This window comes from Erythrobacter sp. W36, assembly GCF_057364935.1.
In genome coordinates this window covers 2,459,776-2,485,348 of record NZ_CP200281.1, presented here as the reverse complement: position 1 = coordinate 2,485,348, position 25,573 = coordinate 2,459,776, and the positions used below count along the sequence as shown (strand labels likewise).

Below are 25,573 nucleotides of genomic sequence, written 5' to 3'. Positions count from 1 at the left end.
CTTAACTCTGACAACCAGTTAGAATTTGTCCAGACAAATTTTGAGAAAGGTGTTTATATCCCTTTCCTGCGTCATCAATGTACCGTCTTTGCGTTCCCCAAGAATGCCGCAATGAAGAGTAAAAAGAAAACAGCTCAGCCCCACCAACGGTTGCGATTCTTTGGTCGGCGAAGCGGGATTTCCGTCTCATCCGATGAGCCTTGCTCCAGTGCCGCCTTGAGCTGAGCACCGTCTAGCGCAACCAATCTTCGATTTGGCGACTGCTTGCTGCCCGAGGAGTCCGGTCATGCCAATGCGAATCGCAAACCAGCCGAAGGCAGAACAAACAGGTGCCCATGCAACGACAAGCAAAGCGGTGGGCACTTCCCACCAATTGCCGAGATCTACTAAACTATGTGACAACGGAAACATGAGCGCCCAAGGGCTGCGCGGCACCACGTCAACTTCGAGCAGCAGCCGTAACAAAGCGAGGCGCTGATCCAGCGCGTGGTCCGCACGACCGCGAAAATGCGCGCCAAAGACAAACACGTTCACACCTCACCCTAATCACAAGACGAAGAGCAAGAGTTGAGCACAAACCAGCGCCGGATAGGCTAGGTCAGCAATACGCAAAAGACCGCTTAAATTTGTCCTGACTGTCCGTCGTCACCACTTTCGATGCATTGTGAGGCGGTTTATGAGCATGTCGATCCGCATCGGACGCATTGGGCAACCTCGTTACCGAAGACCTTGAGCTGATACTCAACTCGATGGGTCTCTACACCGGCACTGACTTTGATAAGCTGCTACAAATACGCTCTATCGTGGAGGATGCGCTTGCTAGTGAGCCGCTACACGACTTCACTCATGGCGCTGGGCCGATGAAGCATTATGCGGAAAGGGTCGCAGTATAAGCGACACGAGCTTGTCTCAACCACTCCCTGAGATAGCAATCTCGAATTCACCCACATGGTCATAGGGTCAACCGTGGGCCACTTTCTCGTGCGGCTTAGCGCTGAGTTTGTGCGGTTGGAGCCTATTGGTGTTTACCGACCAGGACGGTTGTTCACATCGGGCTTCGGCTATTTCCCGATGTATAATCGCAGCAAGCAGTCGATTTCCTTAATTAGGGGTCAGACGTAGGATTGGCGGTCGGTAACGAACTGATCGACAAAGCGGACGCGCTGGTGGAAAACGTAAGACCCGGTGCACTCGATGGCCTTGGCCGGATTCATCAAGATTTTGCTAAGAGTAATCCCCTCCCAATCTACTCCTCTGAAAATGGGTTTCTGCCCGGTCCATATGAACAGCCCACTGCACTCGAGGAAGTAGCGCAGATGATGATTGGGCTGGCCTAAATGACCGAGCAACCGGGCAACCGGGAAAACTAACCAGCGAAGGCACAAGTGCAATTAGCGAGACCGGTGGAATCTTCGGCGAATCGGTATCCCTGCTGCGCTGGAGCAGCGCCATCGGACCGATAGGGGACAAAAAGGTGACGGCCATCCTGTTCGAAACCACGATCTACCCCTTCTGGCAGCATATAGCGCAATATGCAGTCATCGGGACGCCCGCTACGCCTATGCCCGCGCGTGTCCTGCTTGGGCTGTTACACCTATTGGATCCAACGCTTGAGGGAACAGAGGAGCCCTATCCCTCCCGCCTTACGCCAAGCCCTGCCTTAATGTGGTCAGCGCCACTAACACAAAGGCGGCATGCGAAACCGCGACTAAGATCGAAGGCGTCGCAATGACCGGGCCAACACCTTTGCAGGTTTATCCCGGGCGCGATGCCCGTCCTGAAATCAATATGCGCTGGTGCAATGTGTTCGATCCCAATGGCGTAGCCGTCGATCTCAACCAATCGTTCGATTAAGCGGACAGCGCTTTCAACACCTCCTCAGCAATTAGCTTTGCTACCTCGTCGAGTACGGCGCGAGTCACGTCGAGCCGTTCAACCAATTGCGCATGGGAAATGAGGTCTGCTGTGCGGCGCGAGGCCCCGAGCAGCATAGGCTGTGTGGCGATCACGGTTGTTGGGTGGGCGAGCGCGGCTAGGCGATCCTCGACTGGATAGGTAAAGCCTGCATGGGACCCTGCATTCAACGCCTCGCCAGGCCGCAGTTGCTCGACAAACCTCTCAAAACTGCGCGACATGCCCTGACTGCCGAGGCGCCGGGTAATCCCGCGCCCCACGCCGAAGCAAGGCTCTCCATATCTGGCGTGAAGCCGGGTGGTGCGGAGCTTCCGGCTAAGTGCTCGCGCCGTTTCGCTGAGTCGAAGGCCGGCACATCAATCAGGACCAGCGAACGCATATGAACCGGCGCTATGAGCGCCAACTCACAAGCAACCAGACAGCCTGTGGGAAAGCCGAGCAAATCAACCGGCCGTTCGGGAGAGACTGCTTCGACGACACTCCTAACCGCACTTGCATAATCAGCGATGGTTGCATCGTGCCGGTGCGGATCAGAGCCGCCATGGCCAGGAAAAATCCGGCGCAATTACACGGCAGCCTTGGGCCAGAAAGGGCATGATGGTGGTGAAAGCGAGCCCGCTGAATGGAGCGGGATGAAGGCATGTCTGGTCAGAGAATTCGCCAGCCTTACGGCAGGTCCGGCAATGGATCTGACCCAAAGGGCTGTCGCACTAACCTTTACGGATCGCATTCATCTAGTTGTGCCTTCGATCCGCTTCGCTAGTTCAAGATAACGACGCCTTGTCATCGGCATCATCGCCAATGGAATGATCGCAAAAACAAATGGCACAGCAGCGACAGCCAAACGCAGTTCGTCTTCGCCAAACACTTGGCTGGAAAGCTCCCCAACGACAATAGGGCCCAGCGAACCAAACCAGCTAATTGCAAGGTAATAAAGCGCAACAATCTGCCCGCGAATTTGTGCTGGTGTGATGACGAGCAGCGCCGTAACACCGATAGCAGAAACGATCCCGATACCCACTGTATTGATACAAAGCACAGCGAACGCGGTCCATGCATCGGGCATGAACATAGGCAGTGCAGCCGTAGGCACCATGACAAAAAAGCCGATATACATTAGGCGAAGCGCCGCATCGGGTACGCCTTTGGACGTCCACTTGTCGGAAATCGTCCCCATAAGCATCATGTTGAGCGGACCGATGATGAGTAGCGCAGCACCATTTACATAGGCATATGTTTGAGGCGACCAGCCCCATGTCCGCTCAAATACAGGTGCCAAAAACCCCTGACTGTAGGCGATCGCTGTCATGCAGCACACGACCATCACAAAACCGAAATAGAGCGCGAAGTTGTCGAAGATATGCTTAAACGCATCCCTTAATCCGTTGCCAGCAATCACTTGTTCGCTTGTTGACGCAGGACGGCGGGCAGGGTCCTTAATGAATAGGAAGAGCGCAGCGAAAAACAGGCCCGGCAAACCAACCACGATGAGGGTGAAGCGCCACGGCTCAAGTTCTCCGAACAAAGGCAAACTCTGATTGCCACTCGCTGCCGTCCAAGCAATCACAGCTCCAGACAGCAGAGATGCAAGGCCTGCCCCGATCGGCAGCGCGCTTGAATAAAAGGCGATGGGCATTCCTCGTTTTTCGGGCGGGAAGCTGTCTCCGATCATCGAGAATGTTGCTGGACTCAGGGTTGCTTCACCCACTCCCACGCCCATGCGCGCAGCGAACAGCTGGAAGAAATTCTTCGCCGTGCCGGTCGCGACTGTGGCCGCCGACCACAGTGCCATGCCAATAGCGACTATCCATGTGCGCCGTCCACGATCAATCAACCAGCCCATGAAAATTCCAACAAAGCCGTATACCCAAGTGAAGGCTGAGAGCAGCCAACCAATGGCGCGGTCTGACAGGTCAAACTCCGCCTTCATCGGTTCAATCAGCAAGCCCAGAATATAGCGGTCTACGAAACTGAAAATATAAGCGAGTGTCAGCAAGATAACGAGTGTCCAACCCGCCATTGCACTGGGGTAAGGCTTGTCTTGGATCGTCTTCGTCTCGCTCATGATTGCCCCTCCGGGAACCAGTAAATCACCACCAGATTGTCATCGAAATCAACGATCCCGATCTCGCGGCCCACTCTACCGTCAGGGGTTTTGAGCACTTCTTCTTCGTACACCGTCAGGCCCAATTCGCGCGCTCCAGCCATTACCGCATCGGGGTCGTACGTCTCGAGCACAATCGCACTACGACGAGGATGTGGTACTGGCTCTAGCGGAATTTCTGTCATTTCGGTGAGCGCCATCACTCGCCGCTGACCCGCCAGGTTAAGCGTCACAAAGCTCAGTTTGGCTTCTACAGGAATATCAAAGACGGGTCGCGAATAGCTATCGGGATTGTCGCCGAGGCGATATTCGACCTCAAACCCCAAAACGCCTTCGTAAAAGATCAACGCACGATCCAAGTCGGCGACCACGAAATTTCCTCGCTGGAACCGCACGGGGGCATCTTTGCTTACAGCCATTCTTGAGGTTCTCCACGAACTGAGCAACATTGAACTCCAACATTGGCGCCATAGTATAAGTTAGCGAGCGCGCGCGGCATCGCCGCAAAGCCCTCTTCGACGTCTTGTACAGGCGTCAATCGCCCGTCGGCCATCCAGCCTGAAAGATCGTCCATCACTTCTTCCCAACGGTCGAGATGATTGTAGACGAAGAAGCCGCGCATCACGCTATCGGTGGCGCGCAAACGAGTATAATTTGAGAGTTTGAAGGGCACATCGCGCGTGTACTCACTAATGGAGCCGCATAAGACGATCCGTGCATTCATGCGCAAGCGCTCAAAACAAGCCTCCAGAGTTTCGCCACCGACGTTGTCGAAGTAAAGGTCAATGCCGTCGGGACGCAATTGGTCGAGCATCGCTCCGATATCGTCCGTTTTATAGTCGATCGCAGCCGAGCAGCCATGGTCAAGAATGAAAGCGCACTTCTCAGGCCCGCCTGCTATGCCGACCACATCGCAGCCCACAACATTGGCAGCAATCTGGCTGACTATGGAACCGACCCCGCTTAGCCGCGCCGGAGAGCACCATCCGATCGCCTTCTTGCGGACTGCCGCAAGCGAACAAACCTGCATGGGCGGAGAGGCCCGTCATACCCAAGACACCCGCACCCAGCGCCGCTGGCAGGTCGTTTCTGGGCATGCGAAAGAACTTTTCCTGTGGCGTCATCGCGCTGACTTTGTATGTCTGCCAGCCCATTTGCCCTTGTACAATCTCGCCTTCGCGCCAGTCGGGATGACGAGACTTCACCACTTGCGCCACGCCGCGCCCATGGATCACATCGCCGGGAGAAAGTGTGCCATCTCCTGTGCGCGCTGTGCCTTGCATGTAGAACCGCATAACCGGGGCGAGACCGAGATAATGGGTGCGCAAGAGCACTTCCCCCTCGCCCGGCTCTCGAATGTCAGTGGTGTGCCATTCGAAATCGTCAGGACGCACATTGCCATCGGGCCGCCGCGCAATGCGCCATTGATAATTGGCATCATCGTCTATCGCATGCGCAAGATGGATCTCGAAAGCCGTAAGAGGGGCGGTGCTGGTCACCTAGTCGTGGATCCCCACAAGCTGCTTGACTTCAAAAAGTTGCCGTCCAGATTCCAAAAACTGACCCCGGTCATATCTTTCTGACGGCCATCAGCACCGGTCACGCTCCATTCCAGTGGTTCCGCATGCATGCGCAAACCCGCAGCCCGCGCGCGCTCAACCGTGGCCTTCGCATCCTTGGGGGCAACGACAAAGATCGGTGTGCCAAACGGAATTTCGGTTGGAAGTTCGGCGGGAATGTCATCACGCTTTGGATTGATCCATTGCAGCAGACCGATCATCCCTATCGTATCATGTTCCGCCTTCATGATCATAAGCCGGGTTTGATCACCCTTTTTGCCTGTCGCTAGCTGATTTCCGGATAGCGTAAATGGCACGTCCATCCGGCGACTCATGCCCTGAACGCCTTCGTACCATTGCGCGGCCATTTCCGCGTCACGAACTATCACGGTCGTGCGTTTAACCTCGTCGGTCATTTGACCGGCTCCGCAAGGCTAGGTGCTTCGATCAACAGAACCTGAACATCTGCGATGCCTTCCCGCAGCTTCTTAGCCTCGCCGTATTCTGGGCTGTCCCAGAACACCTTGGCCGCTTCCTTGTTCGGCCATTTGGAGATGACCATTGACGCGCCGTCGCCAAAGTCACCTTCCAGTAACTCAGCGCCCGGTCCGCGCAAGACATAGCGCCCACCAAACTTGTTCACGAGCGCGCCAGCGGCAACGCCATAGCCAGAGATAAAAGCATCGCGGTCAGCGATTTTTGCGGTGACGATCATGTAAGCGGGCACTTCTAATGCCTCCTATTTGTGGCCTCGTTTGGGATCCATTGCTTCGGCAAGCGCGTCTTATTCGCGCAGGTGGCGGCTTGCACCGACAGTATCGTTCGACCGACACTCGGCAAGCTGGTTCCGATTCCGACGCCGCCGGAAAGAAAACGGTTGAAGTAGGTCCGAAAATTGAACTGTGCAGCTTCTCATGCTCGGTACGCAGCATCATCGGATGACGTGCCAGCGCAGTGTAAAGTGGGGGAAGAACAGAGATAAGTCTTTCAGCCTTAAAAGTTGTCTGGACAACTTTTCCTTTAACTGATCACTATGTCAATCACAAAGGCATGTCGACTTAGGGACGTGCGAACCAGACCCTCTTTTTTCTGGCGATTGTTCGCGCGTGCCATACGTCTTAGAGCAAAGTAGAAAACACCCGACAATAGGATCGCGCAATTCTTAATCAGTGGGTCCTAGGTTCGAGCTCTAGTACGGACACAATATTTTCCACACATTATCAGAATCTTATAGACTGCCCAGAGCGATTCCAACTGTCCGTCGAAGCCTGAAAACTCGAATTAGGCTCCCCATGGCTCGACCAATTCTGCTTGTTTATAGCTACACAAAAGCTGCCATCGGCGATTACTTTTCGGATCACTCGCAGCTCTGTTGTCGGAGATCGAGCATGATGAGCTCTCCGCGTAGCTCAGTGAGCACCCACTAGTCTTCACAATCGTCGGCACTGGTAAGCTCGATCGAAGCACTTGCTAATTCTTGGCTCGAGGGTACATCTGGGAACGCCCGTTGGTCAGTCCAAACGGGTCAGGCGTTGTAACCTCCGAACTCTCACTGCGCCGACCCAAGGCTTCGATCATCTACAAAGCCAAAGGCAAGCACCTGGGCAATCCAGATAGCGCTCGGTCACTCCAAGATCGAAAACAATGTGCGGTATCTTGGCGTCGATATAGAAGACGGTCCTACTCTCGCTGATAAGACCGAAATCTGACTGCTACTGAGCGCCCGCCTTTTTGGGGCTGGCGTCCGGAACTAAGAGCGAAAGCGGACAATTTGGCTATTTGCAAATTCTTAGTACCTGGCAGGTATCATAGTAACACCTGTTGGAGAGTTGCTGTGAAAAACGTGCAAATGGTCTGCGCTCGCTGTTACAGCGATATCTGTTTCTGGCTGCGAAGCAAACGCATCGACGACTGAGGCTGAGCTCCTGCAGACATACGTTCAGGTTCGTCAAAAAGCTGCGGCTGGCAGCTTCCAAGATGCCGCGACTTTGACGGATGATCCTCAGGCAATTGTGGAGCAAATGACGCGGGCCCGCGAAGGAATGGGAGGCAGCAGATTTCGCGCTGAACTGACCAGTGCAGCTGTTGATTTCGAGGTGTATGATTCCGCATGGAACGGGAGCTACGGTGTCTTAGTCCTAGCTTCCGAGTTTAATGGTCGATCACGTAAAGCCGCGACATTTTTTGTGGAACGCGATGGGCAAATATTGGAAATGCTTCAGCCTACCAGCAGCGTTCCCTGCTCGCTAATTGATCAGTTCTATGTCGCGGAAAAGGAGCGAAGACCCGCAACAGTTCAATGTGCGGCTGGATAGCGGGAAGTGTGGCTTCATGCAGGTCCGCAGTCATCCTTAATTCTTCTTTGCCGCTGATCTCAGTCAGAAAATGGGTCGTATGCGGACCAGCCTCGTTCCGATGGCGGGGCGAAAGCTAGTGCTTCGACGTTTGCGGCAATACCCGTAGCTTCTCGACTCAGGCCGTCTCAAGTCGATCACTGTAAGGCCCGTGCCAAAAACTCCAGAAGAGTTCCCCCGCGACGAAAGTTCTTCGGATGTGGCTCGAAATATTTCCGCAGCGGTGATCAAGTGCTTTGACCAACTCCGAATGGCGTTCCAAGGATTCCATGGGAAGACCACACACAGGAATTTCTCGAGCAGGGTAGCCTCCGTTCGAACGAATACAATCCAGCAGTTTTACTTCCTCAACCTTCGAAAGAAAAAACTCATCATGCGCCATGACGCCTTCATAGCTGAACAGGATAGCCTGCAAAAGTTCCAACTATAGCGCCTGCCTTAGGGTTCGAGGCTGATCGTCCGCAATTTGGGCTGTCAACTGACCAGCCGCTTTCCGGCGACGAGGCACGAGACCTGACGAACCGCTCTTGGAATTGGGCTCTAGTTCGAAACTGGGCTGCTCTTGCGGATAGCAGCAGATATTGAAATGCTGCGAAGATCGACATTAGTATGTGCTCGTTTCGCCACGCTTGTGAGCGCTACCTATCTGGCGTCTAGCTACCCACAAATTGCGCGCTAATCAGCCGTAATATCGATGGGTCTTTCTTGGCCCGCGAGATAATCAGGCCGCCTTCCAGCGCGGCAACAATAACCCAGGCTCTTTTCGCGGCATCACTACCCTCGATAGCATCTGCCAGCCACGTCACCAGAAAGTCGAAATATTCTGCAATGCTCGCCCCGACTGTTTCTGGCAGAGCCGCCACCTCGGCCCCAAACATGCCGCAAAGGCACATCAAATCATCTTCTTCATTCGATTGAGTGAACAGACCAGTGACCTTCTCAATCGCCTCTTTCTCAGTATACTCATTCGCGGACCCGAGAGCACTTTGAGCCCTTTTGAGGTATCGCTCTCCAAGAGCCTCTACCAGCGCCGCCTTTGTAGGAAAGTGGTAGTGAACACTAGCACTCTTGATCCCAACATCATTAGCAATGTCCCGGAAGCTGAAACCATAATACCCCCCGCGACGCGCGCGTGTTTCAGCTGCATTCATGATCGCAGATCGCCTGTCTGGATTGGTAGCCATCAACGTCAATACCCTTGTCTGTGATCAAGGCAACACTCCCCACTATGAGGGACATACGCCATCTCTGAATCCATCAACCTACTCATAGGTCAAATACCCATTGACATCAACTTTCTAACGTATATCTAGTGATAGATAGATGAACGTTAGAAAGGATGATTCATTTGTTTGACCTTAAAAACCTCGCGAAGATCTCTGGAATGGGGGTGAAGGCGCCCGCAGCAATGGAAGGTTTTCTTGCGCTCGACAAAGCTGCACTCAGTGAAGGCGCAATCTCGAAGAAGAATAAAGAACTGATGGCAATCGCCGTCGCACTGACCACTCAATGTGGCTATTGTCTCGAAGTGCATCGCAAGGCCGCAATCGCTGCAGGTGCCACCGAAGAAGAGCTGGCGGAGACCGTCTTTGTTGCGACCGCGCTGCGCGCCGGCGCCGCTCTTACCCACGGTACCCATCTGTTCGTTGATGAATAAGTTAGCGGCTCTCAGCAGTCATACACCAACACTCAAAACTCACAAATGAGGAACGAAAGCCATGAGAATTTATGACGTAGAAAACTTCCCTAATCCTGCCCGCGTTCGCATCGCTCTGGCGGAGAAAAATGCGACAGACGCGATCACTTTCCAGTCGGTTGATGTAATGGGCGGGGAACACCGAACGCCTGAGTTTAGGGCCAAGAATATCGGTGCAGCAGTGCCCGTCCTCGAACTCGATGATGGGACTTGCATTGCCGAATGCCCGGCCATTATCGAATTCATTGACCATCACTTCGAAGGCCCAAGCCTAACCGGCACAAACGCCAAAGATCGCGCTGTCATTTCAATGATGCAACGCCGCGCCGAAACCATGGTAAACGATGCAGCTGGAGGTTATTTCCACCACGCCACCGATGGGCTCGGCCCTGAGCTTGAAACGTATCAGAATCGCGAATGGGGCGAAAAGCAGAAAGAGCGTCTGCTGGAAGGTATGCAATATTTCGACGGCGTTCTGGGCGATAGTGAGTATGCCGCCGGTTCAGATTTCTCGATGGCGGACATCACCTTGTTCACTGGCTTGAACTTCGCGAACTTCGCGGGGGTTGAAATGCCAGAGAGTCTTTCGAGCCTGAAAGCGTGGCGTGAACGTGTAGGTGCGCGTCCGAGCATCGCAGGCTAAGTTGGTGGCCGCGACATCACACAACATTTAGACCGGAGACAAGCAATCGAACTCAACGCAAAATTTAACGAGAGAGTTGTTGTCCATAGCGAGGCCATGGACTGGATCAGCTCCCCAATGCCGGGAGTCGATCGCCGACCGCTTGATCGCGTCGGCGGAGAAATCGCTCGCGCGACTACCATCGTGAGGTATGAGCCTGGAAGCCACTTCTCACCGCATACTCATACTGGCGGCGAAGAATTCATCGTGCTTGAAGGTGTCTTTCAGGACGAGCATGGAGATTTTCCAACTGGGTCTTATGTTCGAAACCCCCCGACGTCGCGGCACACTCCTGGATCAGAGCCAGGCTGTGTAATCTTCGTAAAATTATGGCAGTTTGAGCCTAGTGACCGCGGACATGTCGTCATCGACATGTCCGACATGGGAAAAACTGCCAACCCAGGCGATGCCGAAGTGGTTGTGACTGAGCTTTTCTCAGGCGAGCACGAAACTGTCTCGCATGTCAGCTTGCCAGCCGGAACATCATACATCATCGCGCCAGAAGCAGGCGCGGAGGTGCTTGTGCTCGAAGGTGCTGCGACAGAAGGCTCTGACGAGCTTGAGCAACACAGCTGGCTACGCTCGCCAACTGATACCAAGCTTGAACTGAAAGCAGGGCCAAACGGCGCACGCATCTGGGTCAAGGTCGACAACCTCAATCAGGTTCAAAGCCAGATCAAACGCGTCCTTGATGCCGCCTAACGCCCCCCGAGTGACCTAAGAGTTTCCCGATGCCCAAAATCCTTATCGAACCTGCTGAACTGGCCAATTGGCCAGAAACCAAGCGTCCCGTCATTATCGACACCCGCTCACCCGATGAATATCGCGAGGCGCATATTCCGGGAGCAGCGAATGTGCATGAGATTTTCACTTATCTTGCTTCGTCTACACCAGAAGGGATCGAAGAACTCAAAGCGAGATTCGCGAGTGTATTTGGCGCATGCGGCATTTCGGGCGATGATGACCCTGTCGTATTTTATGAAGCGGGAATGCGCAGCGGATTTGGCCAGTCGTGCCGAGGCCACTTTTTGCTCTCCTACTTGGGTCATGAAAACTCTTATGTTCTGCATGGCGGTTTGGAAGCATGGACCGCGGCAGGTTTCGATATCACTGATGCTGTGTTCCAGCCTGCACCAAAGGAATTCGTGGCAAACCCGTCACAAACCACAAAAGTCGTCAGCAAGGACGACGTGCTAGCACAGCTCGGTAAAGACGATGTAACACTGCTCGACGTGCGCGATGTTGATGAATGGATTGGCGACAGCTCCTCTCCCTATGGAAAGGATTTTGTCCCGCGAAAGGGACGCTTGCCGGGTGCCAAATGGCTTGAATGGTACCGCATGATGAAGCCTGCTGGCAGCACCATGAAGATGAAGAACGTCGATGAAGTCCTGGCGGAATGCCACAATGTTGGGCTTGATCGCGGTAAACCTGTTTGGCTGTATTGCTTTAAGGGTGCGCGAACATCGAATACCTATGTCGCATTGAAGCAAGCAGGTTTTACCAATCTTGCGACTTATTTCGGTTCGTGGAACGAATGGGCCCGCGATCCGCAACTCCCAATCGAAGAGGGTTTGCCTTGGGAGTGATCGTAGGGCGACTTTCTAAGGCACACCTTTCGGGGGCACGCACGCGGGCATGAAAACAGATATCCTGATTGTCGGCGGCGGCCTTTCTGGTCTGTCGCTTGCCCGCCAATGTCAGGCGGCCGGCATGGGTTGGCAGCTTGTCGAAGGACGCCATCGGCTTGGCGGTCGATTCCATACGGAAACGGTTGGGAGCGACGGCGTCAAAGCGAACTTCGATCTTGGCCCTGCATGGATATGGGACGGTCAGCCCCGTATTGATCGGCTTCTGAGTGAGTTGGGGCTGACCACCTTCGCTCAATATTCGGACGGTGGGGCATGCATTGAAGAACCAAGCGGCGCCGTTCGGCGCGGCGTACACATGCCCACAATGCGCGGTTCAAAGCGAATTTCTGGCGGCTGCGGCGCGGTTATTTCCGCCATTGGAGAGCAGCTAGACAGTGCTAGGATAAACCTCTCAGCACGCATCACAAATATCGACCGCGAAGATACGGCTATAACCGCACAATACGTGAATTCTGATGGCACTGATGAATCCATCCATTGCCAAAGAATCATACTCGCAATTCCGCCTCGCCTTGCAGCAGAAAAGATCGAATTCTCCGCAGACTTTCCTGAAACGGCACTCTCGGCAATGCGAAAAGTCCCGACTTGGATGGCCGGACACGCAAAATGCTTGGCAGTTTATGATCGCCCCTTCTGGCGAGAAGCAGGACTTTCAGGCGATGTGTTTAGCCGCGCTGGGCCAATGGTTCAGATCCACGATGCCTCTTCTGAAAACGGAGGGCCTTATGCCTTATTTGGGTTCCTGGGTGTGCCGGCGGCTGTACGCGCGCAGCATGCAGACAAGCTACAACCGGCCTGCATCGATCAGCTCCAGCGAATATTCGGCAAGGACGCCAAAAAGCCCGTCCAGTGCTATGTGAAAGATTGGGCGCTTGACGATCTGACCTCGTGCCGCGCTGATCATGAGCCGCCTCCCGGGCACCCAACCTATGGAATGCCTCGGGAGCTAAGCTGCCTATGGAACTGTCAATTGCAGTTCGCCTCCACCGAAGTGGCTTCAACGCACGGTGGATTGATCGAAGGTGCACTGGAAGCCTCAGAATTCGCATTCGCCTCGGTTCAACCGCCGTTAGAGTAGTTCGCCGATCGGACTGATGAGATTTTGCCCCGCTGAGATTGGGGTTGTAATCAATTTCGTCAACTTTTGGATCGTTAGCGGAACGTCTGCCTTTGAGGTCGCAGAGCATAGAGCCAACATTCGGCCTCCGGCCCAGTTCGAGCCGCGCGCCCAAGACCACGATTGGGCTGAAACGCAAAAATCAAAGAGTATGGACGCAAGCTCTCTCTATCATTCTGTTCGGCGCAGAAATGGCAATCGAATTACCGCCTTCAGACCTTTGCGCTCATTTGCGTAAAGCTCCTAGGCACCATCGTGACAGTTAACGATTGCTTTAGCTATGGGCAGCCCGTTTCGGCAAGAAAGCTAGGGTCCAGCGTTTTCGAGCAGACATTAAGTTTGTCGCGATAATCAGACGACTCAACACGCGCGCCTTATTTTTGTCCTAACCGATGCTCCATTCGCTTGGGCATGATTGATCAGAAACCATCGCCTTCTAAGCCTAAGACTGAAGCCGCGCTCCAGCTGGGTCAGAACCGGTATCCGTCTTAACATGATCGATATCCTGCGCCGCAACGAGATCGCCGCAAGTGAGAAAAGCTGTAATCAAGAAATATTTAGCAAACCTCACCGCAACACCTCCATTCAATCCGCAAACATGGTGACATTACCTATCGATAATCATCCTACGCCGCCCCTGTTTTTCCTTGGGGGCTTGGTCCAACGCGTCAGCGATCCGCCGTGAATTCACGTCCGTTGTAGCGACGCGAGTAAATTTCGCGCTGGGCTTGCATGATCCCTTCGAGCTGCTCGTAATAAGGGCGGTCCGTCACATCGACGATGCCGTTATTGTAATTCTCGCCATCTAGAGCGCGGCCCGTGATCGGACTGTCCATATATTGGAAGTAATGCGCGCCTACGAAATACGGGTTGTCGAGCACGGTGTGCAGATACTGGCGATACTTCACACCGCGATCCCTTTGGTCTGCAGCGACGACAATACCCGGGTGGAAGTGCCCACGGTCACTCGCACCGAACATGAATTCGCCGACAAGGGCAGGGCGATCGACTTCCTTTAGGATGTCCCACCGCCCTTCGACAACGCCATCATGGTAAATGTTGAAGGACAGGACGTCGGTGTGCTCGGCAGCGGCGCGTACGATCTCGTCGGGGCGGCCCCAATCGGCCATGCGCGCGCCGAGATAGAGGTGGTTCGGCAGAACGGACTTCGTGGCTCGCTCAATCGTAGAGAAATACTGCTTCCCGAAAGCATAGAGCATGTCGGAAAAGTCCTGACGCTGCTCGGGCGTCGTGAAGTCCGGATTGATGCCCGATGCAAAGCTTTCCCAGGAATCGTAGTCCTTTTCCCAAGCGGCATTGAGCGCTTCGATGGTCGCATATTTATCCTTTAGCATCTGCGTAAAATGCGCCTTGGCGGGACTTTCAGCTGCGTCCGAACCGAGCGCATTGAGCACTACGCCGAAATAGAGCTGATCGCTTTCGGCGCGGCCAAAGCTCTGCTCATTGTCGTAAAAGATGCCCATGCACCACGGACTGCCCTTCATCTGGCTCTTGACGAACTCGGCAGACGCCACCGCGCGCTCATAGAAGAACGGATCGAACGGGTCGGGCACAGGGAACCAGAAATCGAAACCGCTGGAGACTGTTTTGAATTCGCCATTGATGTCTGCAAAGGCGACGAACGGGATTTGCTTGTTTTCGTAGAATTCAGGCTCGACCCAGTTTCCAAGCGACGTGAAACCCCAGTCGACCAGCCGGTCGAGCGATACCTGGCGCCACGTGTCCATGTAGCTCCTGGGGTAGGTCTCGCCATAGCGGCGCTCGAGATTCGCCGAATAGAAGCTGTAGGTTTCGCCGCGCTTGAGAGGGCCTGATTGGGCCGTGCGGCGATAGCCATAGTGGTTGCCCAATGGATCATCGACGTCGGGCAGCCATTCGAACATCTTGGCGCGCGTTTCATTGACGAGCTCGCGTGTTGGCCATGCTTCGCGCGGTGCAGGGTTCAGCGGCTGATCGTCTTCCTGGATCAACGAATTGGGGTCGATCGGCTCGATATAGGAATGATCGAAATCGTAACCGGTCATCGTGCCCGAATTGGACAGGCGGATAATGTCGATACCGGACGAGAAATAGAGATAACCTTCCGGGTCGATCAGCCACCATTTCCCGTCGACTTTCTTGGGATAGAAGTAACCGGTTGCCTCGAAGCGCGGTCCATCGGCCCAGCCATGGTATTTGGACCGGCCTGGCAACGGATCGCCTCTGAGGGCAGCACGCTCCGCATCGGCTTCGGCGCGCAGCTGTTCGTCGGACAAGACCTTGCCCGGATAATCCATCTTCGCGTTCTGGCCGAACTTGTCGAGAATGCCGACGAGGAAGTTGGGGTCTTTGGGCGGATTCGCGCGGAGGCGAATATTATCGATCACCAGAGAGCGGTCGGACAGCTTGCCTGAAGAGCCGAAATGGATGCCGGTGACGGCGCTGTAATCGATCTGGCGCGGACCCCACAGGTTGATCAACTGGTACTCGCCTTCCGCCTGCCAGCTGGGCGGGTTGGCGCGCAGGCCGGATTGGAAGTTGAACTCGTTCGCTGCGGTGCCGGGCGGGTGATACTGATCGTGGCCGTCCATCTTGCCGTAGACGGTCATCTCATCGCCTGCTGCGATCACGAATAAACGCGTGTAGCTACCGCCCTTGTCGTCGGACATGGTCATGTTGATTTCGACGGATTTGTCTGAAGGATTCCGGACGTCGAATACGACCGAGAAATCAGAGTAATCTGACCAGTCCCATGGCGTATCGGGCGCAAGGGTGAGGCCGGTGGAGTAATCGGACCCGTTGTTCCAGGTCACTTTCATCGATTGACCGTCGATCGCCGCATCGCCTGAAACCACGACTGTTTCGCTGTTGTTGGTACGCACGAATTCGGGAACCGTGCCGTTCTCGAAATTGGCAATCGTAAGAAGTGTCTCACCTGGCTCCGGAATGGCGCTGGCTGTCGAAGCAACGGGAGCGTCATTTGTCGCACATCCGGAAGCCGCCATCGCGGCAGGCGCGAGACCGAAAAGGAGCGCGGCCTTGTAGGCTAAACCATTCTGCATTTTCGAGAACCTCTCCACTCTTTTACCGTGTCTGACGCGCCGACGGGCATGGCCGAAAGTCACCCATTGGTGATAGATTGTCAACAGTCTGCAATGTGCTACAATGCGTTTTGAGAAGCCAAGAAAGAGGGATGGATAGCGTATGTCGCGGTTGCTGCATTACGGCTCCATTCGGGACGGGAGGGCGTGGAGATGGACGTCGATGGTTCAGGCAGGCTTGCCCTTGAGGCGACGAGCATTCTGCAACATCTGCGAGTGAGTCGGCGGCAATTTTCTGTGGCAACGGCTGGTTTGGGAGCTAAGCGCGCTGGCCTCTTGCGCACCAATGCCGAGCACCGCTTCAGCCGCGCCAAAATCGCTGACACGGATCGGAATCCAGCTCTGGACCATTCGCAATACGTTCGAAGCTGACCCCCTTGGTGCACTCAAAGTTGTCGCGGCTTCGGGGTATAAGGAAGTCGAATTTGGTGGGGGCAATTTCTTTGCGCGAGACCCGATAGAATTGCGCGACATGCTCGACGAAACCGGACTGACGGCACCCAGCCTTCATGTCGGCAGGGGGGAACTCACCGTCCAGATGGATCGCGTCATCGAGATGGCGAAGGCTGTCGGCGCTGGGTACGTGGTGGTCCCGGCTGTTGGCACGGAGATGCGCGGGTCGGCCGAAGCCTGGAAAGGCGTCGGCAGGATTTTCACCGAAGCGGCAAAGCGGCTTGCGGATGAACGCCTTCAGTTTGCCTATCACAACCACGATTTCGAGTTTGACCAGATCGATGGCGAGACCAACGGGTTTGATGTGCTGTTCGGAGAAACCGATGCTGAACTGGTGAAAATCGAACTCGACTTCTTTTGGGCGACCTACGCAAAGCAGGATCCCGCCGCCATCATGCGGGCGCATCCGGGCCGTGTGCGACTATGCCATGTGAAAGACATGAACGCCAACGGAGAGATGTGCTTCCCGGGCGAAGGGTCGATAGACTTTCAATCGCTGTTCTTGCGCATGGAGGAGGCTGGCTTGGAGCATTTCCATGTCGAGTACGACCATCTGGCAGTGGTCAACCTCGAACGAATGCGGGCAGCCAATCGTCACCTTTATGGGATGACGCAGTCATGAGCGGAAGATTAACATTCACATCGATGGACCGGCGCTCCATGATGGCTGCAACCGGAGCGAGCGCGGCATTGGCTGGTTGTTCTCCGTCCTCAATGCGAGCAGGGGCAAGCGAGATGAGCGCTTCGGATATCTCGATATTCACTGTCAATCTGGAAAGCTGGTGGACGCATCTGCCATTGCACGAACGGATCGAGGAGGCGGCTCGCGCCGGTTTCACGACGGCGGAGATGTGGTCCGTTGGGGAGGGTGAGCGCAGCGCCAATGCACTAAAACGGCGCGCGCTCGATGCCGGAATTGCGATCATCCATTGCGCATTCGACGTTCCCAATCTGGCCGAGGCAAGCTCCCGGCAAGTCAGTGAAGCAATCGCCGTCGAAATCGCTAAGGCTCAGGAGCTTGGTGCAAGTTACGGGACAATCGTCGGGCACTCGGTTGTCGAAGGAATGTCGAAGGCGGACATGCTGCGAGCTTATCGCGACAGGATCGCGGACGTTGCACCGATGTTCGAGGCGTCGAGTGTGACCGCCTGTATCGAACCCTTCAACCCGTTCGATCACCCCGGCTTCTTTATCTACGGCGCAGACGATGCGGTGGAGATGTGCAGGTCGATTGGCAGCGACAAGGTCAAGCTGAACTGGGATCTGTTTCACATGCAGCGGCACGAAGGCAATGTTGTGCATCGCCTGCGGGAAGGGATCGACCAATGCGGGCTGATTCAAATCGCGGATTCTCCTGCGCGACGGGAACCGGGAACGGGCGAGATGAATTACGGCTTCATTCTAAGCGAGGCGCGCAGAGCTGGTTTTGCAGGTCCAATAGGACTTGAGTGTTTTCCTCCTGCCGGATCTGAAGATTTGGCGGTCGAACGTATTAGACTGCTTGCCTCGCAAGTTGCCCAGCTTAGTTAGCGCGTCACGCGGATACAGGCTTGAGGATTGGCTCGCTACAGATTGTTGACAATCTGCACGAATCGCGCCACAACCCAAATTGTTGACAATCAGCAATTGAGTTTACCGGCACTCTCCGGTGCAATTCGACAGAAGCTGAAGTCGACGGGGAGACATCGCGAGCCAATAGGCGGCGATTGGGATAGAACGCGGACTGAGAGCCGCGTATCGAGGATGCGGAGGGGTTGGATATAATGTCCAGAATCAATTCAAAGCTGTTGCACACCACGGCAGTTACGGCGCTTTTGATAGCTTCACAAGCGGGTATTGCGCAGGCTCAGGAAGCTGAGGTTAGCGACGAGGCGAGCGCAGAAGTCGACGGTGAAGAGAATGTCATCATCGTCAGTGGTATTCGCGGAAGCATCATTCAGTCGATCAACGACAAGCGTAGCTCCGGACAGATTATTGATACCATCAACGCTGAGGATATTGGTAAGTCGACCGACCAGAACATCGCCGAGGCGCTGAACCGCGTTTCGGGTGTCAGCATCAATACGTTGGACGGTGAAGGCACGACCATCTCCGTTCGCGGTGCTAACGCAGATCAGACTGTCGTGACGCTCAATGGCTCCGTTCTCGGTTCGACGGGTTTTTCCCAAGGGGTTGACCTGTCTTCCTACTCTGCTGATATTCTTGGTAAGGTCGAGGTGATTAAGACTCCTTCGGCTGACGACGAGGAGGGCTCGCTTGCTGCTGTCGTCAATCTGATTACCCGCAAGCCTCTCGATATCGACGAGAATATTCGGACCGCGACGATTCAGGGGCGTTACAACGATCTGTCTGAGAACTTTGACCACAAATTCTCTGCGACGTTTTCTCAGAAATTCGCGAACGATACTCTGGGTATTCTTGTCAGTGTCTATGATGAAACCAACTCGGTGCGTCGCGATGAGATTTTCTTCGAAGGTTACGACGTCTTCAACTCTTACGCGTACACCGATCAGAACGGCAATTCGTTTGTAACTCAGGCGGCATTTGATGCCGACCAGATTGCGGCCACGCGCAATGGCCGGGCCAACGTGTTCGACGGATTGCAGGCCGTCACCAGCAACGGCGGCGATGTAAATCCCTATGCTCCAATCGTTTCCGGTCTTGCTCCGGGCTCGGTTGGCTATCAGCTCTTGGAAACCGATCGCGATCGCCGCGGCATCGACGGTTCGATCCAGTGGGAGCCCTCGGATCGCTTCAACATCACGCTTAACGGCACATATGCCAAGCAGCGCTTCAACAACCGGGCTGACGGCGTTTCAGTAGGCACGTCGCGCTTCTTCCCGCATATTGACGGTGTTCAGCAGCCAAACCTCGGTCTTCCGCCTGCGTTTATTGATCGCTCTGGCTCTGACTTAGGAGTTGCTACCGGCGCGGGGGTTGATCCCTTGATCGGTATCTATGACGCAAACCCGATCGACTTCGGAGGCACCGTCGCCAATTTTGGTGACCCGGTCACAAATCCAACTTTGAACGACGGACTGCTTTGGTCTGACCCGGCGCATTTGTGGCGCACGTTCAACACCGAGACAAACACGTTTGACCGTTACTTCGCGCGCCATGCTACGGGCGGCACGCAGGCGAGCGTCAATCGTTTCGAGAACGAGAATTATCTGTTTGGTGCCGATGTCGAATGGCAACCGTTTGACAGCTTGTTCGTCAGTGTCGGCGGTTCGATAGCCAAGTCGAAGCAGACGCCGGACGTGAATGTCTTCCTTGCGACCAACCGTAACCGCACGATTGGTCCCTGGAACTTGCACCACGTCCCGGCGGACATTCTGGTCCCTGCCGGTTACGATTGCACGAGCGGCGAGCAATGCAGCCTCAATGGTGCCCCGTTCGAGCCATTCCTGGGCAACGTCATCGACATTCGTTCCGACACCAATGACCTTTGGGACAATGTCGGTCGCACAGGCTTCAACCCTGACGATCTTGCGTCACATACTCTTGCGTTCATCCAATCTAACGTCACCGAAGTCGAGGATGAGCAGGAAACGCTCTACGCCGATTTCGACTGGGAAACTGATTTCGGCGGAATCACTCGCTTCGAATTTGGGGTCAAGTACACTAACCGCCGGAAATTTGTTGATGCCCAGAGCGGACGGCCTGCGCCGAGCACTGATCTGGTTGAGGGGATCAGCCCCTTCACTGGCGAGACTATCTTCGTCGATCCTTCCAATATCAACCTGATCCAAGCAGCCCTGTTCTCGCAGGGTGAGCTAGACGCACCGGGATTTGGCGAAGGCATTGGCCTCCAGCGCGACTTCATCACTGATGGCTGGCAGATTTTCGACCCGGTCGCAGCATTGGAAGCTATTTCGACTGATATCCGGGATTTCATTGTCGATCGGACGCAAACCCGGGACGCTGAATTCGAGAATTGGGCTGCCTATGCAAAGGCCAACTTCGAGTATTTCGATGGCAGACTGCGCGGCGATGTCGGCCTTCGATACGTGCGGACGACAGTGGATACTAGCGGTTTTACAGGCGCACAATTCCAATTCGACTCGCAAGGCCGAGGGCGGATCATTGATCCGATTTCCCTGCAAACCCTGCGCAACTCGGACCAAGGTAATCCGTGTCCTGTTCTGCCAGAGAACCCGAGTCCGGTTGGCATTGGTCCTAGTTCGCTGTTCTGGACTGGCACTGGGGTGGATCCAGCGGACATCAATGCGCCTGATAACTACAATCTGACCGCATTTCAGGATCGCAATGCGTCTGCGCGGATCGACGGACAGGGTTCAGCACCCGCTGTTCCCGGCGGTGTTTGCTACGACCCGTTGCTGGAGCCCGGCGCACTGCCCGATACGTTCCGCGAGCGGAATCTCGTGCGGTATTCGGACCTTTCTACCGAGCGGTTCAGCACCAATCCCAACGTTCCGATCGCGAACGATCGTAGCCTGGCTTCGGTGCCATCGTCGGATAGCTACACCTACGATGTGTGGCTGCCGAGCCTGAACCTCAGTTTCCTTGCAACGGACAAACTGATCCTGCGTGCATCGGCCTATCGTACGATGTCGCGTCCGCCGATCGACGATCTGAGGGCTGGCTTCCAGCTGACGGAAGGCAGCGTGTTTCAGGGCGAGAACGTGTTCCGTCCAGGGTCGAACCTGAACCTGTTCACAGCTCAGATTGATCCACTCGTGGCCAACAACGTCGATCTTGCGGTTGAGTGGTACTTCAACCGTGACGCGCTGCTTTCCGCGAATTTCTTCTACAAAGACATCTCCGATTTGATCGAACCTGTTCAGTCGAGATTCTTCGTAGGGGATATTCGTCGGATTGCTGCCGACCCGGAAAACGCGACGGTCGATGGATTGACCTTTACCAATGCGGAAGGCGTAACCACTGATTTGTTGCTGGCAAACGCTGCCGACCCATCCGCCATTCCGGACATCGCCAATTGCTTCCCTCGGCGTTTGCAAGGGGAATCAACGCTTACGATTGCCGAGCAATGGCTGTTCAGTGGCGATCCGCGCGCTCTATGTAATGAGTTCCAACTGACCCGTCAGGAGAATGCGGAATCAGCATCGGTGACCGGAGTGGAATTTCAATACGTCCACAACTTCACTTTCTTGCCAGGTTTGCTTTCGGGGCTCGGTCTCTCGGCGAACTACACGTTCCAGGACGGCAAGTTCGACACTGCCGACGAATTCCCGATCCCCGGCACGCCGAGGCACTCCTACAACGTTACCGGCTATTGGCAGGATGACAACGGCAACCAAGTCCGCCTTGCCTTCTCGGGCAATAGCGATCGCCTGATCCAACGCAGCTTCGGTGGTATCGGGGCACTGTGGGAAGATGGCCGACAAACGCTCGATGCCTCTGCGGCTCTGCGACTGAACGACAACTTTCTGCTGACGTTCGATGCCGTCAACCTGACGGACTCGCCGGTGCGGACATACTTCACTAGCCGGACTGCTCTACTGACCGATGCAAATGGGAATCAGTTCACGTTCAACGAAGGCTCCATTCAGGATGGTGCATACCAAGGCCGCACCGTGCAGGAATACACCACCGGGCGTATTTTCCGGGCGGGCGTGAAATTCGACTTCTGAGCCTTGAACACTGATGGGCCGGAATTCGAACTCTCTCTCCCCGAATTCTGATCCAAAGGAACAGGGCGCTGCGATGCTGAGGGTGTCGCAGCGCCCTTTTCTATAATTTTCGCTTGAACAAGGCGGTTCCAAACATCAGGGTCACTGACCAATGAACAAGAACGCTGATCTCGCTTCAGAGCAACGCTTCGTCATTCTCGGCGGGGGCACGGCGGGGTGGATGGCAGCGCTGCTCATCAATCGGGCCTTCCCGCAGGCGCATTTAACTCTGCTCGAATCGGCGGCGGTCGGGACCATCGGAGTGGGGGAGGGTTCGACTCCGGCGCTGAAGAGCTTTCTCGATGCGGTCGGCATCCCGGAGCATGAATGGATGCCCGCCTGCAACGCGACCTACAAGTCTGGGATTGCATTTCGCAACTGGTCGCGCGCGCCGGGTTTCGAGAGTTACTTTCACCCTTTCCTGACGCATTTCGATCGGGATCATATCAAGGCTTTGCAGTTCAACTCGTTGGTCCGCCGAAGCGGTGTGGCGGTAGACGCACATCCTGATAAGTATTGCTATTCGCACTATCTGGCCGATCGCAAACTGTGCCCGGTCACACCCTACACCTTCCCGTTCGAAGTCCAATACGGCTATCACTTCAACGCCGGACTGCTTGCTCAGCTGTTCAAGACAAAGGCGCTCGAGCCGCGGCGTGATCTGGCGCGATTGCACGATTGCGGATGTCGTCCGATCCGACGATGGCAACGTCGCAAGCCTGCTCGATGAAGAGGGGCATACATATGCAGGCGACTTCTTCATCGATTGCAGCGGTTTCGCCTCGCTCATCACCCGGAAGGCCTTGGGTGTCGAATATCGCTCCTATTCAGACGCGCTGTTCAACGATCGAGCTGTCACCCTCGTTACAGATGGCGAAGTTGAAGCCTCATCGCAGACTGATGCGACCGCGCTCGCCAATGGTTGGGCCTGGCGGATCCCGCAGCAGGGGCGCGTGGGGAACGGCTATGTCTATTCTTCACGGTTCTGCTCTCCAGAGCAGGCGGAGACCGAATTGCTGGAGCACCTTGCGGAGAAGCGTCCCGACGGTGAGATGCGACACATCCCCTTCCACACTGGGCGGGTCGAAAGCGTCTGGAATGGCAACACGCTGGCACTCGGCCTATCGCAGGGATTTCTCGAGCCACTGGAAGCGACAGCGCTCGCGCTTGTGCAACTCACTCTGGCGCGGTTTGTCCGGCACTACGAGGCAGGAGGTTTTACTTCGCAATATGCCAGCGTGGTGAATCGTGAAGTGGCCGACGCCTTCGATGGGGTTAAGCAGTATTTGCAATCGCACTTTCTACTCTCCAATCGCGATGACAGCGACTATTGGCGCGCTTGCCGCAGCAATTCAGCGGCGATCTCGCCAGAACTGAAGCGCGTTATGGAATGCTGGTTTGGGCGGGGGGACTTGTCGGAGACCTTGCAGGAGACGGGCCTCGGTCGGCACTACAAGCTCAATTCCTGGCTCTACATCCTGTCGGGGATGGGCGTGTTTCCCAAAGCCGACCAGTTATCGCCGCCAAGCGAGGAGCAAGCCGGGAAGGTGCCGCTGGACGACATCCAGACTTTCTTCGAAAAGCTAACGCTCAACCACATGCCGCAATCCGAGGCGTTGAAGTTGCTGGCACAGGGCCGAAACCTGCATGATGAAAGAGAGCTCGCGGCTATGGGCGATCCGCTTCAAGATTTGCTCGGTCTCGGCTTTGCCGTGTCGTCCGCCGGTTGACTAGCCGACCTCGTCGCTCGCGATCGAAGCCAAGGCCTCTTGGTGGGTGCGCGGGATCTTCTCGGTTTCGTTGTGAACCGCACTGGCGACATTCTGGAGGAATTGCAGGAGCTGCGGCGCGCGATCCTGCGGGCAGGCAAATCGCGGATAGTCGAGCGGGAATTCCTGCCCCACCAGCACCTGATACCAGCTGTCGCTCCCGAAAAGCGCCTTGTCGGGCAGGTTGATCCAGCCAGTCCGGGTGAACTCGTCGAGATACCCTTTCAGACTGTCGGGCTTTGGTCCCTCGCGGCGCAACTTCCAGAATTCCTCGTCGCGTCGGTTCACCACGTAGTGCGCCATCAGGAAATCGCGGATTTCATCGGTTTCGGTTCGCCAGTCGCGGTTGAACTTATCGCGGGCCGTGTCGAGCGATCCCTTCCCGGCTAGGGCGCGTTCCAGTTCGAGAGCGTATTTGCAGATCAGGTGAATGCTGGTGGACTCGAGCGGCTCTAGAAAACCAGCCGAGAGGCCTATAGCGATGCAGTTCTTTTGCCATGGCTCACCAAGGCGCCCTGTCTGGAAGGCGATCCTGCGTGGATCGGTGATCGCCTCACCTTCGACCTGTTCGATCAGCAGCGCAGTCGCTTCGTCTTCACTCATGAAATCCGATGCATAGACACAGCCGTTTCCAGTGCGGCCCTGAAGCTGGATTTCCCATCGCCAACCGGCCCGGTGTGCGATCGAGCGGGTGAACAGGCGCGGCTCACTCTCGCGCGATGTCTGCATCGCGATGGCGCCATCACAAGGAAGGTAATCGCGCCAATCATCGAACTCACCTTTCAGCGACTTGCGCGCCAGAAAGCCGTACAGGCCTGAGCAATCGACGAAGATGTCGCCCTCTATCCGTTGCCCTCCCTGTGTGATCAGCGCCTTTATGCCGCTGTCGTCGAGATCGACATCGGAGATCGTCTCCCGCAGATGCGTCGCACCGTTCTCGATAGCGTTTGTTCGCAGGATTTGCGCGAGTGATGATGCGTCGAAATGCAACGCGTAGCTCAGCTCGCACAGAGGGAAGAACAGGTTGTCGGCCACCCCTTCGGGACGGTTCGCCACCCTCGAAAACCGGCCTTTAAGCGCCGCAGCTACCGCTGGGGTGAAGGGTGCCAGATCGCGGCTCGTAAAGTATCGCGCACCCGCCAACCACGCGGTAAAGAATTCAGCCGAACCGAACCGCGTTCCCATGTTGCCGAAGCCATGCATGTAGTGTTCGCCTGGCTTCGACCAGCCCTCGAACTGGATGCCATATTTGAAAGTCGCCTGCCCGTTGGCGATCAGCTCCCGGTCGTCAAGACCGACATGGCCGAGCAGGTCGTAGATCGTTGGGATGCTGGCTTCGCCGACCCCAATTGTGGGTATGTCGGCGCTGTCGATTACGGTTACTTCGTAGCTATTGGACGCTGCGTTCTTCGCCAGCACCGCAGCGCTCACCCAACCGGCTGTTCCTCCACCCAAAATGACAATTCGTTTCAAGTGTGCGCCTTTCAATCGTCGCGAAGGTGAAGCGACTGCGAGTTC

Annotated in this window: 26 protein-coding genes and 2 pseudogenes; 15 read left to right on the top strand and 13 right to left on the bottom strand. The window is 55.5% G+C overall.

Annotated elements, in window-relative coordinates; genetic code table 11:
- Positions 1-186 precede the first annotated feature (186 nt).
- Complete coding sequence (locus AC0V6U_RS12095; RefSeq protein ID WP_486169478.1) at positions 187-534, bottom strand: hypothetical protein; 348 nt, start codon at positions 532-534, stop codon at positions 187-189.
- Between the two features lie 170 nt (positions 535-704).
- Between AC0V6U_RS12095 and AC0V6U_RS12090 the strand changes: the two genes are divergently transcribed.
- The 3 genes from AC0V6U_RS12090 (at position 705) to AC0V6U_RS12080 (ending at position 1,854) form a co-directional block, all read left to right on the top strand.
- Complete coding sequence (locus AC0V6U_RS12090) at positions 705-893, top strand: hypothetical protein (protein WP_472643416.1); 189 nt, start codon at positions 705-707, stop codon at positions 891-893.
- A 231-nt stretch (positions 894-1,124) separates the two neighbouring features.
- A complete protein-coding gene (locus tag AC0V6U_RS12085; protein WP_472643415.1) occupies positions 1,125-1,337 on the top strand; it encodes a CoA transferase in 213 nt (70 codons plus the stop codon).
- A gap of 391 nt (positions 1,338-1,728) precedes the next feature.
- Positions 1,729-1,854, top strand: a complete 126-nt coding sequence (locus AC0V6U_RS12080) for a hypothetical protein (protein ID WP_472643414.1) — start codon at positions 1,729-1,731, stop codon at positions 1,852-1,854.
- Here AC0V6U_RS12080 and AC0V6U_RS12075 read toward each other — a convergent pair.
- The 8 genes from AC0V6U_RS12075 to AC0V6U_RS12040 all read right to left on the bottom strand — a co-directional run bounded on the left by AC0V6U_RS12075 (position 1,851) and on the right by AC0V6U_RS12040 (position 6,304).
- On the bottom strand, positions 1,851-2,135 hold the full coding sequence (locus AC0V6U_RS12075; RefSeq protein ID WP_472645804.1) for a hypothetical protein: 285 nt from the start codon (positions 2,133-2,135) through the stop codon (positions 1,851-1,853). The genes AC0V6U_RS12080 and AC0V6U_RS12075 overlap by 4 nt on opposite strands.
- A complete protein-coding gene (locus AC0V6U_RS12070) occupies positions 2,081-2,479 on the bottom strand; it encodes an alpha/beta fold hydrolase (protein ID WP_472643413.1) in 399 nt (132 codons plus the stop codon). Before AC0V6U_RS12070 ends, AC0V6U_RS12075 begins: the two co-directional genes overlap by 55 nt.
- Before the next feature lie 165 nt (positions 2,480-2,644).
- Positions 2,645-3,979 carry an MFS transporter gene (locus AC0V6U_RS12065; RefSeq protein ID WP_472643412.1) on the bottom strand — a complete coding sequence of 445 codons (1,335 nt, stop codon included), beginning with the start codon at positions 3,977-3,979 and terminating at the stop codon, positions 2,645-2,647.
- Entirely contained in the window at positions 3,976-4,437 is a 462-nt protein-coding gene (locus AC0V6U_RS12060; RefSeq protein ID WP_472643411.1) for a VOC family protein, read from the bottom strand. The genes AC0V6U_RS12065 and AC0V6U_RS12060 overlap by 4 nt, the downstream gene beginning before the upstream one ends.
- Positions 4,428-4,928 (bottom strand): zinc-binding dehydrogenase, encoded by a 501-nt coding sequence (locus AC0V6U_RS12055; RefSeq protein WP_486169477.1) that lies wholly within the window; start codon positions 4,926-4,928, stop codon positions 4,428-4,430. Before AC0V6U_RS12055 ends, AC0V6U_RS12060 begins: the two co-directional genes overlap by 10 nt.
- Positions 4,903-5,517: a hypothetical protein gene (locus AC0V6U_RS12050; protein ID WP_472643409.1), complete on the bottom strand. Its 615-nt coding sequence runs from the start codon at positions 5,515-5,517 to the stop codon at positions 4,903-4,905. The genes AC0V6U_RS12055 and AC0V6U_RS12050 overlap by 26 nt, the downstream gene beginning before the upstream one ends.
- Entirely contained in the window at positions 5,514-5,993 is a 480-nt protein-coding gene (locus tag AC0V6U_RS12045; RefSeq protein WP_472643408.1) for a VOC family protein, read from the bottom strand. The genes AC0V6U_RS12050 and AC0V6U_RS12045 overlap by 4 nt, the downstream gene beginning before the upstream one ends.
- Positions 5,990-6,304: a DUF1330 domain-containing protein gene (locus AC0V6U_RS12040; protein ID WP_472643407.1), complete on the bottom strand. Its 315-nt coding sequence runs from the start codon at positions 6,302-6,304 to the stop codon at positions 5,990-5,992. Before AC0V6U_RS12040 ends, AC0V6U_RS12045 begins: the two co-directional genes overlap by 4 nt.
- A 795-nt stretch (positions 6,305-7,099) precedes the next feature.
- Here AC0V6U_RS12040 and AC0V6U_RS12035 point away from each other — a divergent pair.
- Positions 7,100-7,286: pseudogene (locus tag AC0V6U_RS12035) on the top strand (integrase); the annotation flags it as partial.
- A 763-nt stretch (positions 7,287-8,049) separates the two neighbouring features.
- Here AC0V6U_RS12035 and AC0V6U_RS12030 read toward each other — a convergent pair.
- Positions 8,050-8,355, bottom strand: coding sequence for a hypothetical protein (locus AC0V6U_RS12030; RefSeq protein WP_472643406.1), 306 nt, complete (start codon positions 8,353-8,355; stop codon positions 8,050-8,052).
- A gap of 229 nt (positions 8,356-8,584) precedes the next feature.
- Positions 8,585-9,115 (bottom strand): TetR/AcrR family transcriptional regulator, encoded by a 531-nt coding sequence (locus AC0V6U_RS12025; RefSeq protein WP_472643405.1) that lies wholly within the window; start codon positions 9,113-9,115, stop codon positions 8,585-8,587.
- A 164-nt stretch (positions 9,116-9,279) separates the two neighbouring features.
- On the opposite strand from AC0V6U_RS12025, the gene AC0V6U_RS12020 reads away from it, so the two are divergent.
- The 6 genes and pseudogenes from AC0V6U_RS12020 (at position 9,280) to AC0V6U_RS11995 (ending at position 13,039) form a co-directional block, all read left to right on the top strand.
- The gene (locus AC0V6U_RS12020; RefSeq protein WP_472643404.1) at positions 9,280-9,588 is read left to right on the top strand and encodes a carboxymuconolactone decarboxylase family protein; all 309 of its coding nucleotides are present in this window, start codon (positions 9,280-9,282) and stop codon (positions 9,586-9,588) included.
- Positions 9,589-9,649: 61 nt separating this feature from the next.
- Positions 9,650-10,270 carry a glutathione S-transferase family protein gene (locus AC0V6U_RS12015; RefSeq protein ID WP_472643403.1) on the top strand — a complete coding sequence of 207 codons (621 nt, stop codon included), beginning with the start codon at positions 9,650-9,652 and terminating at the stop codon, positions 10,268-10,270.
- Positions 10,271-10,285: 15 nt separating this feature from the next.
- Positions 10,286-10,636 (top strand): annotated as a pseudogene (locus AC0V6U_RS12010) (cupin domain-containing protein); the annotation flags it as partial.
- Positions 10,637-10,690: 54 nt separating this feature from the next.
- A complete protein-coding gene (locus AC0V6U_RS12005; RefSeq protein WP_486169476.1) occupies positions 10,691-11,011 on the top strand; it encodes a cupin domain-containing protein in 321 nt (106 codons plus the stop codon).
- 29 nt (positions 11,012-11,040) lie between these two features.
- Complete coding sequence (locus AC0V6U_RS12000; RefSeq protein WP_472643402.1) at positions 11,041-11,898, top strand: sulfurtransferase; 858 nt, start codon at positions 11,041-11,043, stop codon at positions 11,896-11,898.
- A gap of 49 nt (positions 11,899-11,947) precedes the next feature.
- A complete protein-coding gene (locus AC0V6U_RS11995) occupies positions 11,948-13,039 on the top strand; it encodes a flavin monoamine oxidase family protein (protein WP_472643401.1) in 1,092 nt (363 codons plus the stop codon).
- Positions 13,040-13,746: 707 nt separating this feature from the next.
- Here the strand turns inward: AC0V6U_RS11995 and AC0V6U_RS11990 are convergent.
- Positions 13,747-16,140: a hypothetical protein gene (locus AC0V6U_RS11990; protein WP_472643399.1), complete on the bottom strand. Its 2,394-nt coding sequence runs from the start codon at positions 16,138-16,140 to the stop codon at positions 13,747-13,749.
- A 325-nt stretch (positions 16,141-16,465) separates the two neighbouring features.
- On the opposite strand from AC0V6U_RS11990, the gene AC0V6U_RS11985 reads away from it, so the two are divergent.
- The 5 genes from AC0V6U_RS11985 to AC0V6U_RS11965 all read left to right on the top strand — a co-directional run bounded on the left by AC0V6U_RS11985 (position 16,466) and on the right by AC0V6U_RS11965 (position 24,016).
- Positions 16,466-17,254: a sugar phosphate isomerase/epimerase family protein gene (locus tag AC0V6U_RS11985; RefSeq protein ID WP_472643398.1), complete on the top strand. Its 789-nt coding sequence runs from the start codon at positions 16,466-16,468 to the stop codon at positions 17,252-17,254.
- Positions 17,251-18,162: a TIM barrel protein gene (locus AC0V6U_RS11980; protein ID WP_472643397.1), complete on the top strand. Its 912-nt coding sequence runs from the start codon at positions 17,251-17,253 to the stop codon at positions 18,160-18,162. Before AC0V6U_RS11985 ends, AC0V6U_RS11980 begins: the two co-directional genes overlap by 4 nt.
- 233 nt (positions 18,163-18,395) lie before the next feature.
- On the top strand, positions 18,396-22,247 hold the full coding sequence (locus AC0V6U_RS11975; protein ID WP_472643396.1) for a TonB-dependent receptor: 3,852 nt from the start codon (positions 18,396-18,398) through the stop codon (positions 22,245-22,247).
- A 151-nt stretch (positions 22,248-22,398) separates the two neighbouring features.
- A complete protein-coding gene (locus tag AC0V6U_RS11970) occupies positions 22,399-23,016 on the top strand; it encodes a tryptophan 7-halogenase (protein WP_472643395.1) in 618 nt (205 codons plus the stop codon).
- Complete coding sequence (locus tag AC0V6U_RS11965; RefSeq protein WP_472643394.1) at positions 22,943-24,016, top strand: tryptophan 7-halogenase; 1,074 nt, start codon at positions 22,943-22,945, stop codon at positions 24,014-24,016. Before AC0V6U_RS11970 ends, AC0V6U_RS11965 begins: the two co-directional genes overlap by 74 nt.
- On the opposite strand, the gene AC0V6U_RS11960 is transcribed toward AC0V6U_RS11965, so the two are convergent.
- Complete coding sequence (locus tag AC0V6U_RS11960) at positions 24,017-25,510, bottom strand: tryptophan halogenase family protein (protein ID WP_472645760.1); 1,494 nt, start codon at positions 25,508-25,510, stop codon at positions 24,017-24,019.
- Positions 25,511-25,573: the final 63 nt, after the last annotated feature.

What these genes read in the sequence shown, in the direction of transcription:
- AC0V6U_RS12080 (WP_472643414.1), top strand. Translation starts at nt 1,729, where the DNA reads ATGACCGGGCCAACACCTTTGCAGGTTTATCCCGGGCGCGATGCCCGT.
- AC0V6U_RS12075 (WP_472645804.1), bottom strand. Translation starts at nt 2,135, where the DNA reads ATGTCGCGCAGTTTTGAGAGGTTTGTCGAGCAACTGCGGCCTGGCGAG.
- AC0V6U_RS12065 (WP_472643412.1), bottom strand. Translation starts at nt 3,979, where the DNA reads ATGAGCGAGACGAAGACGATCCAAGACAAGCCTTACCCCAGTGCAATG.
- AC0V6U_RS12060 (WP_472643411.1), bottom strand. Translation starts at nt 4,437, where the DNA reads ATGGCTGTAAGCAAAGATGCCCCCGTGCGGTTCCAGCGAGGAAATTTC.
- AC0V6U_RS12045 (WP_472643408.1), bottom strand. Translation starts at nt 5,993, where the DNA reads ATGACCGACGAGGTTAAACGCACGACCGTGATAGTTCGTGACGCGGAA.
- AC0V6U_RS12025 (WP_472643405.1), bottom strand. Translation starts at nt 9,115, where the DNA reads ATGGCTACCAATCCAGACAGGCGATCTGCGATCATGAATGCAGCTGAA.
- AC0V6U_RS12015 (WP_472643403.1), top strand. Translation starts at nt 9,650, where the DNA reads ATGAGAATTTATGACGTAGAAAACTTCCCTAATCCTGCCCGCGTTCGC.
- AC0V6U_RS12005 (WP_486169476.1), top strand. Translation starts at nt 10,691, where the DNA reads ATGGGAAAAACTGCCAACCCAGGCGATGCCGAAGTGGTTGTGACTGAG.
- AC0V6U_RS12000 (WP_472643402.1), top strand. Translation starts at nt 11,041, where the DNA reads ATGCCCAAAATCCTTATCGAACCTGCTGAACTGGCCAATTGGCCAGAA.
- AC0V6U_RS11995 (WP_472643401.1), top strand. Translation starts at nt 11,948, where the DNA reads ATGAAAACAGATATCCTGATTGTCGGCGGCGGCCTTTCTGGTCTGTCG.
- AC0V6U_RS11990 (WP_472643399.1), bottom strand. Translation starts at nt 16,140, where the DNA reads ATGCAGAATGGTTTAGCCTACAAGGCCGCGCTCCTTTTCGGTCTCGCG.
- AC0V6U_RS11985 (WP_472643398.1), top strand. Translation starts at nt 16,466, where the DNA reads ATGCCGAGCACCGCTTCAGCCGCGCCAAAATCGCTGACACGGATCGGA.
- AC0V6U_RS11980 (WP_472643397.1), top strand. Translation starts at nt 17,251, where the DNA reads ATGAGCGGAAGATTAACATTCACATCGATGGACCGGCGCTCCATGATG.
- AC0V6U_RS11975 (WP_472643396.1), top strand. Translation starts at nt 18,396, where the DNA reads ATGTCCAGAATCAATTCAAAGCTGTTGCACACCACGGCAGTTACGGCG.
- AC0V6U_RS11970 (WP_472643395.1), top strand. Translation starts at nt 22,399, where the DNA reads ATGAACAAGAACGCTGATCTCGCTTCAGAGCAACGCTTCGTCATTCTC.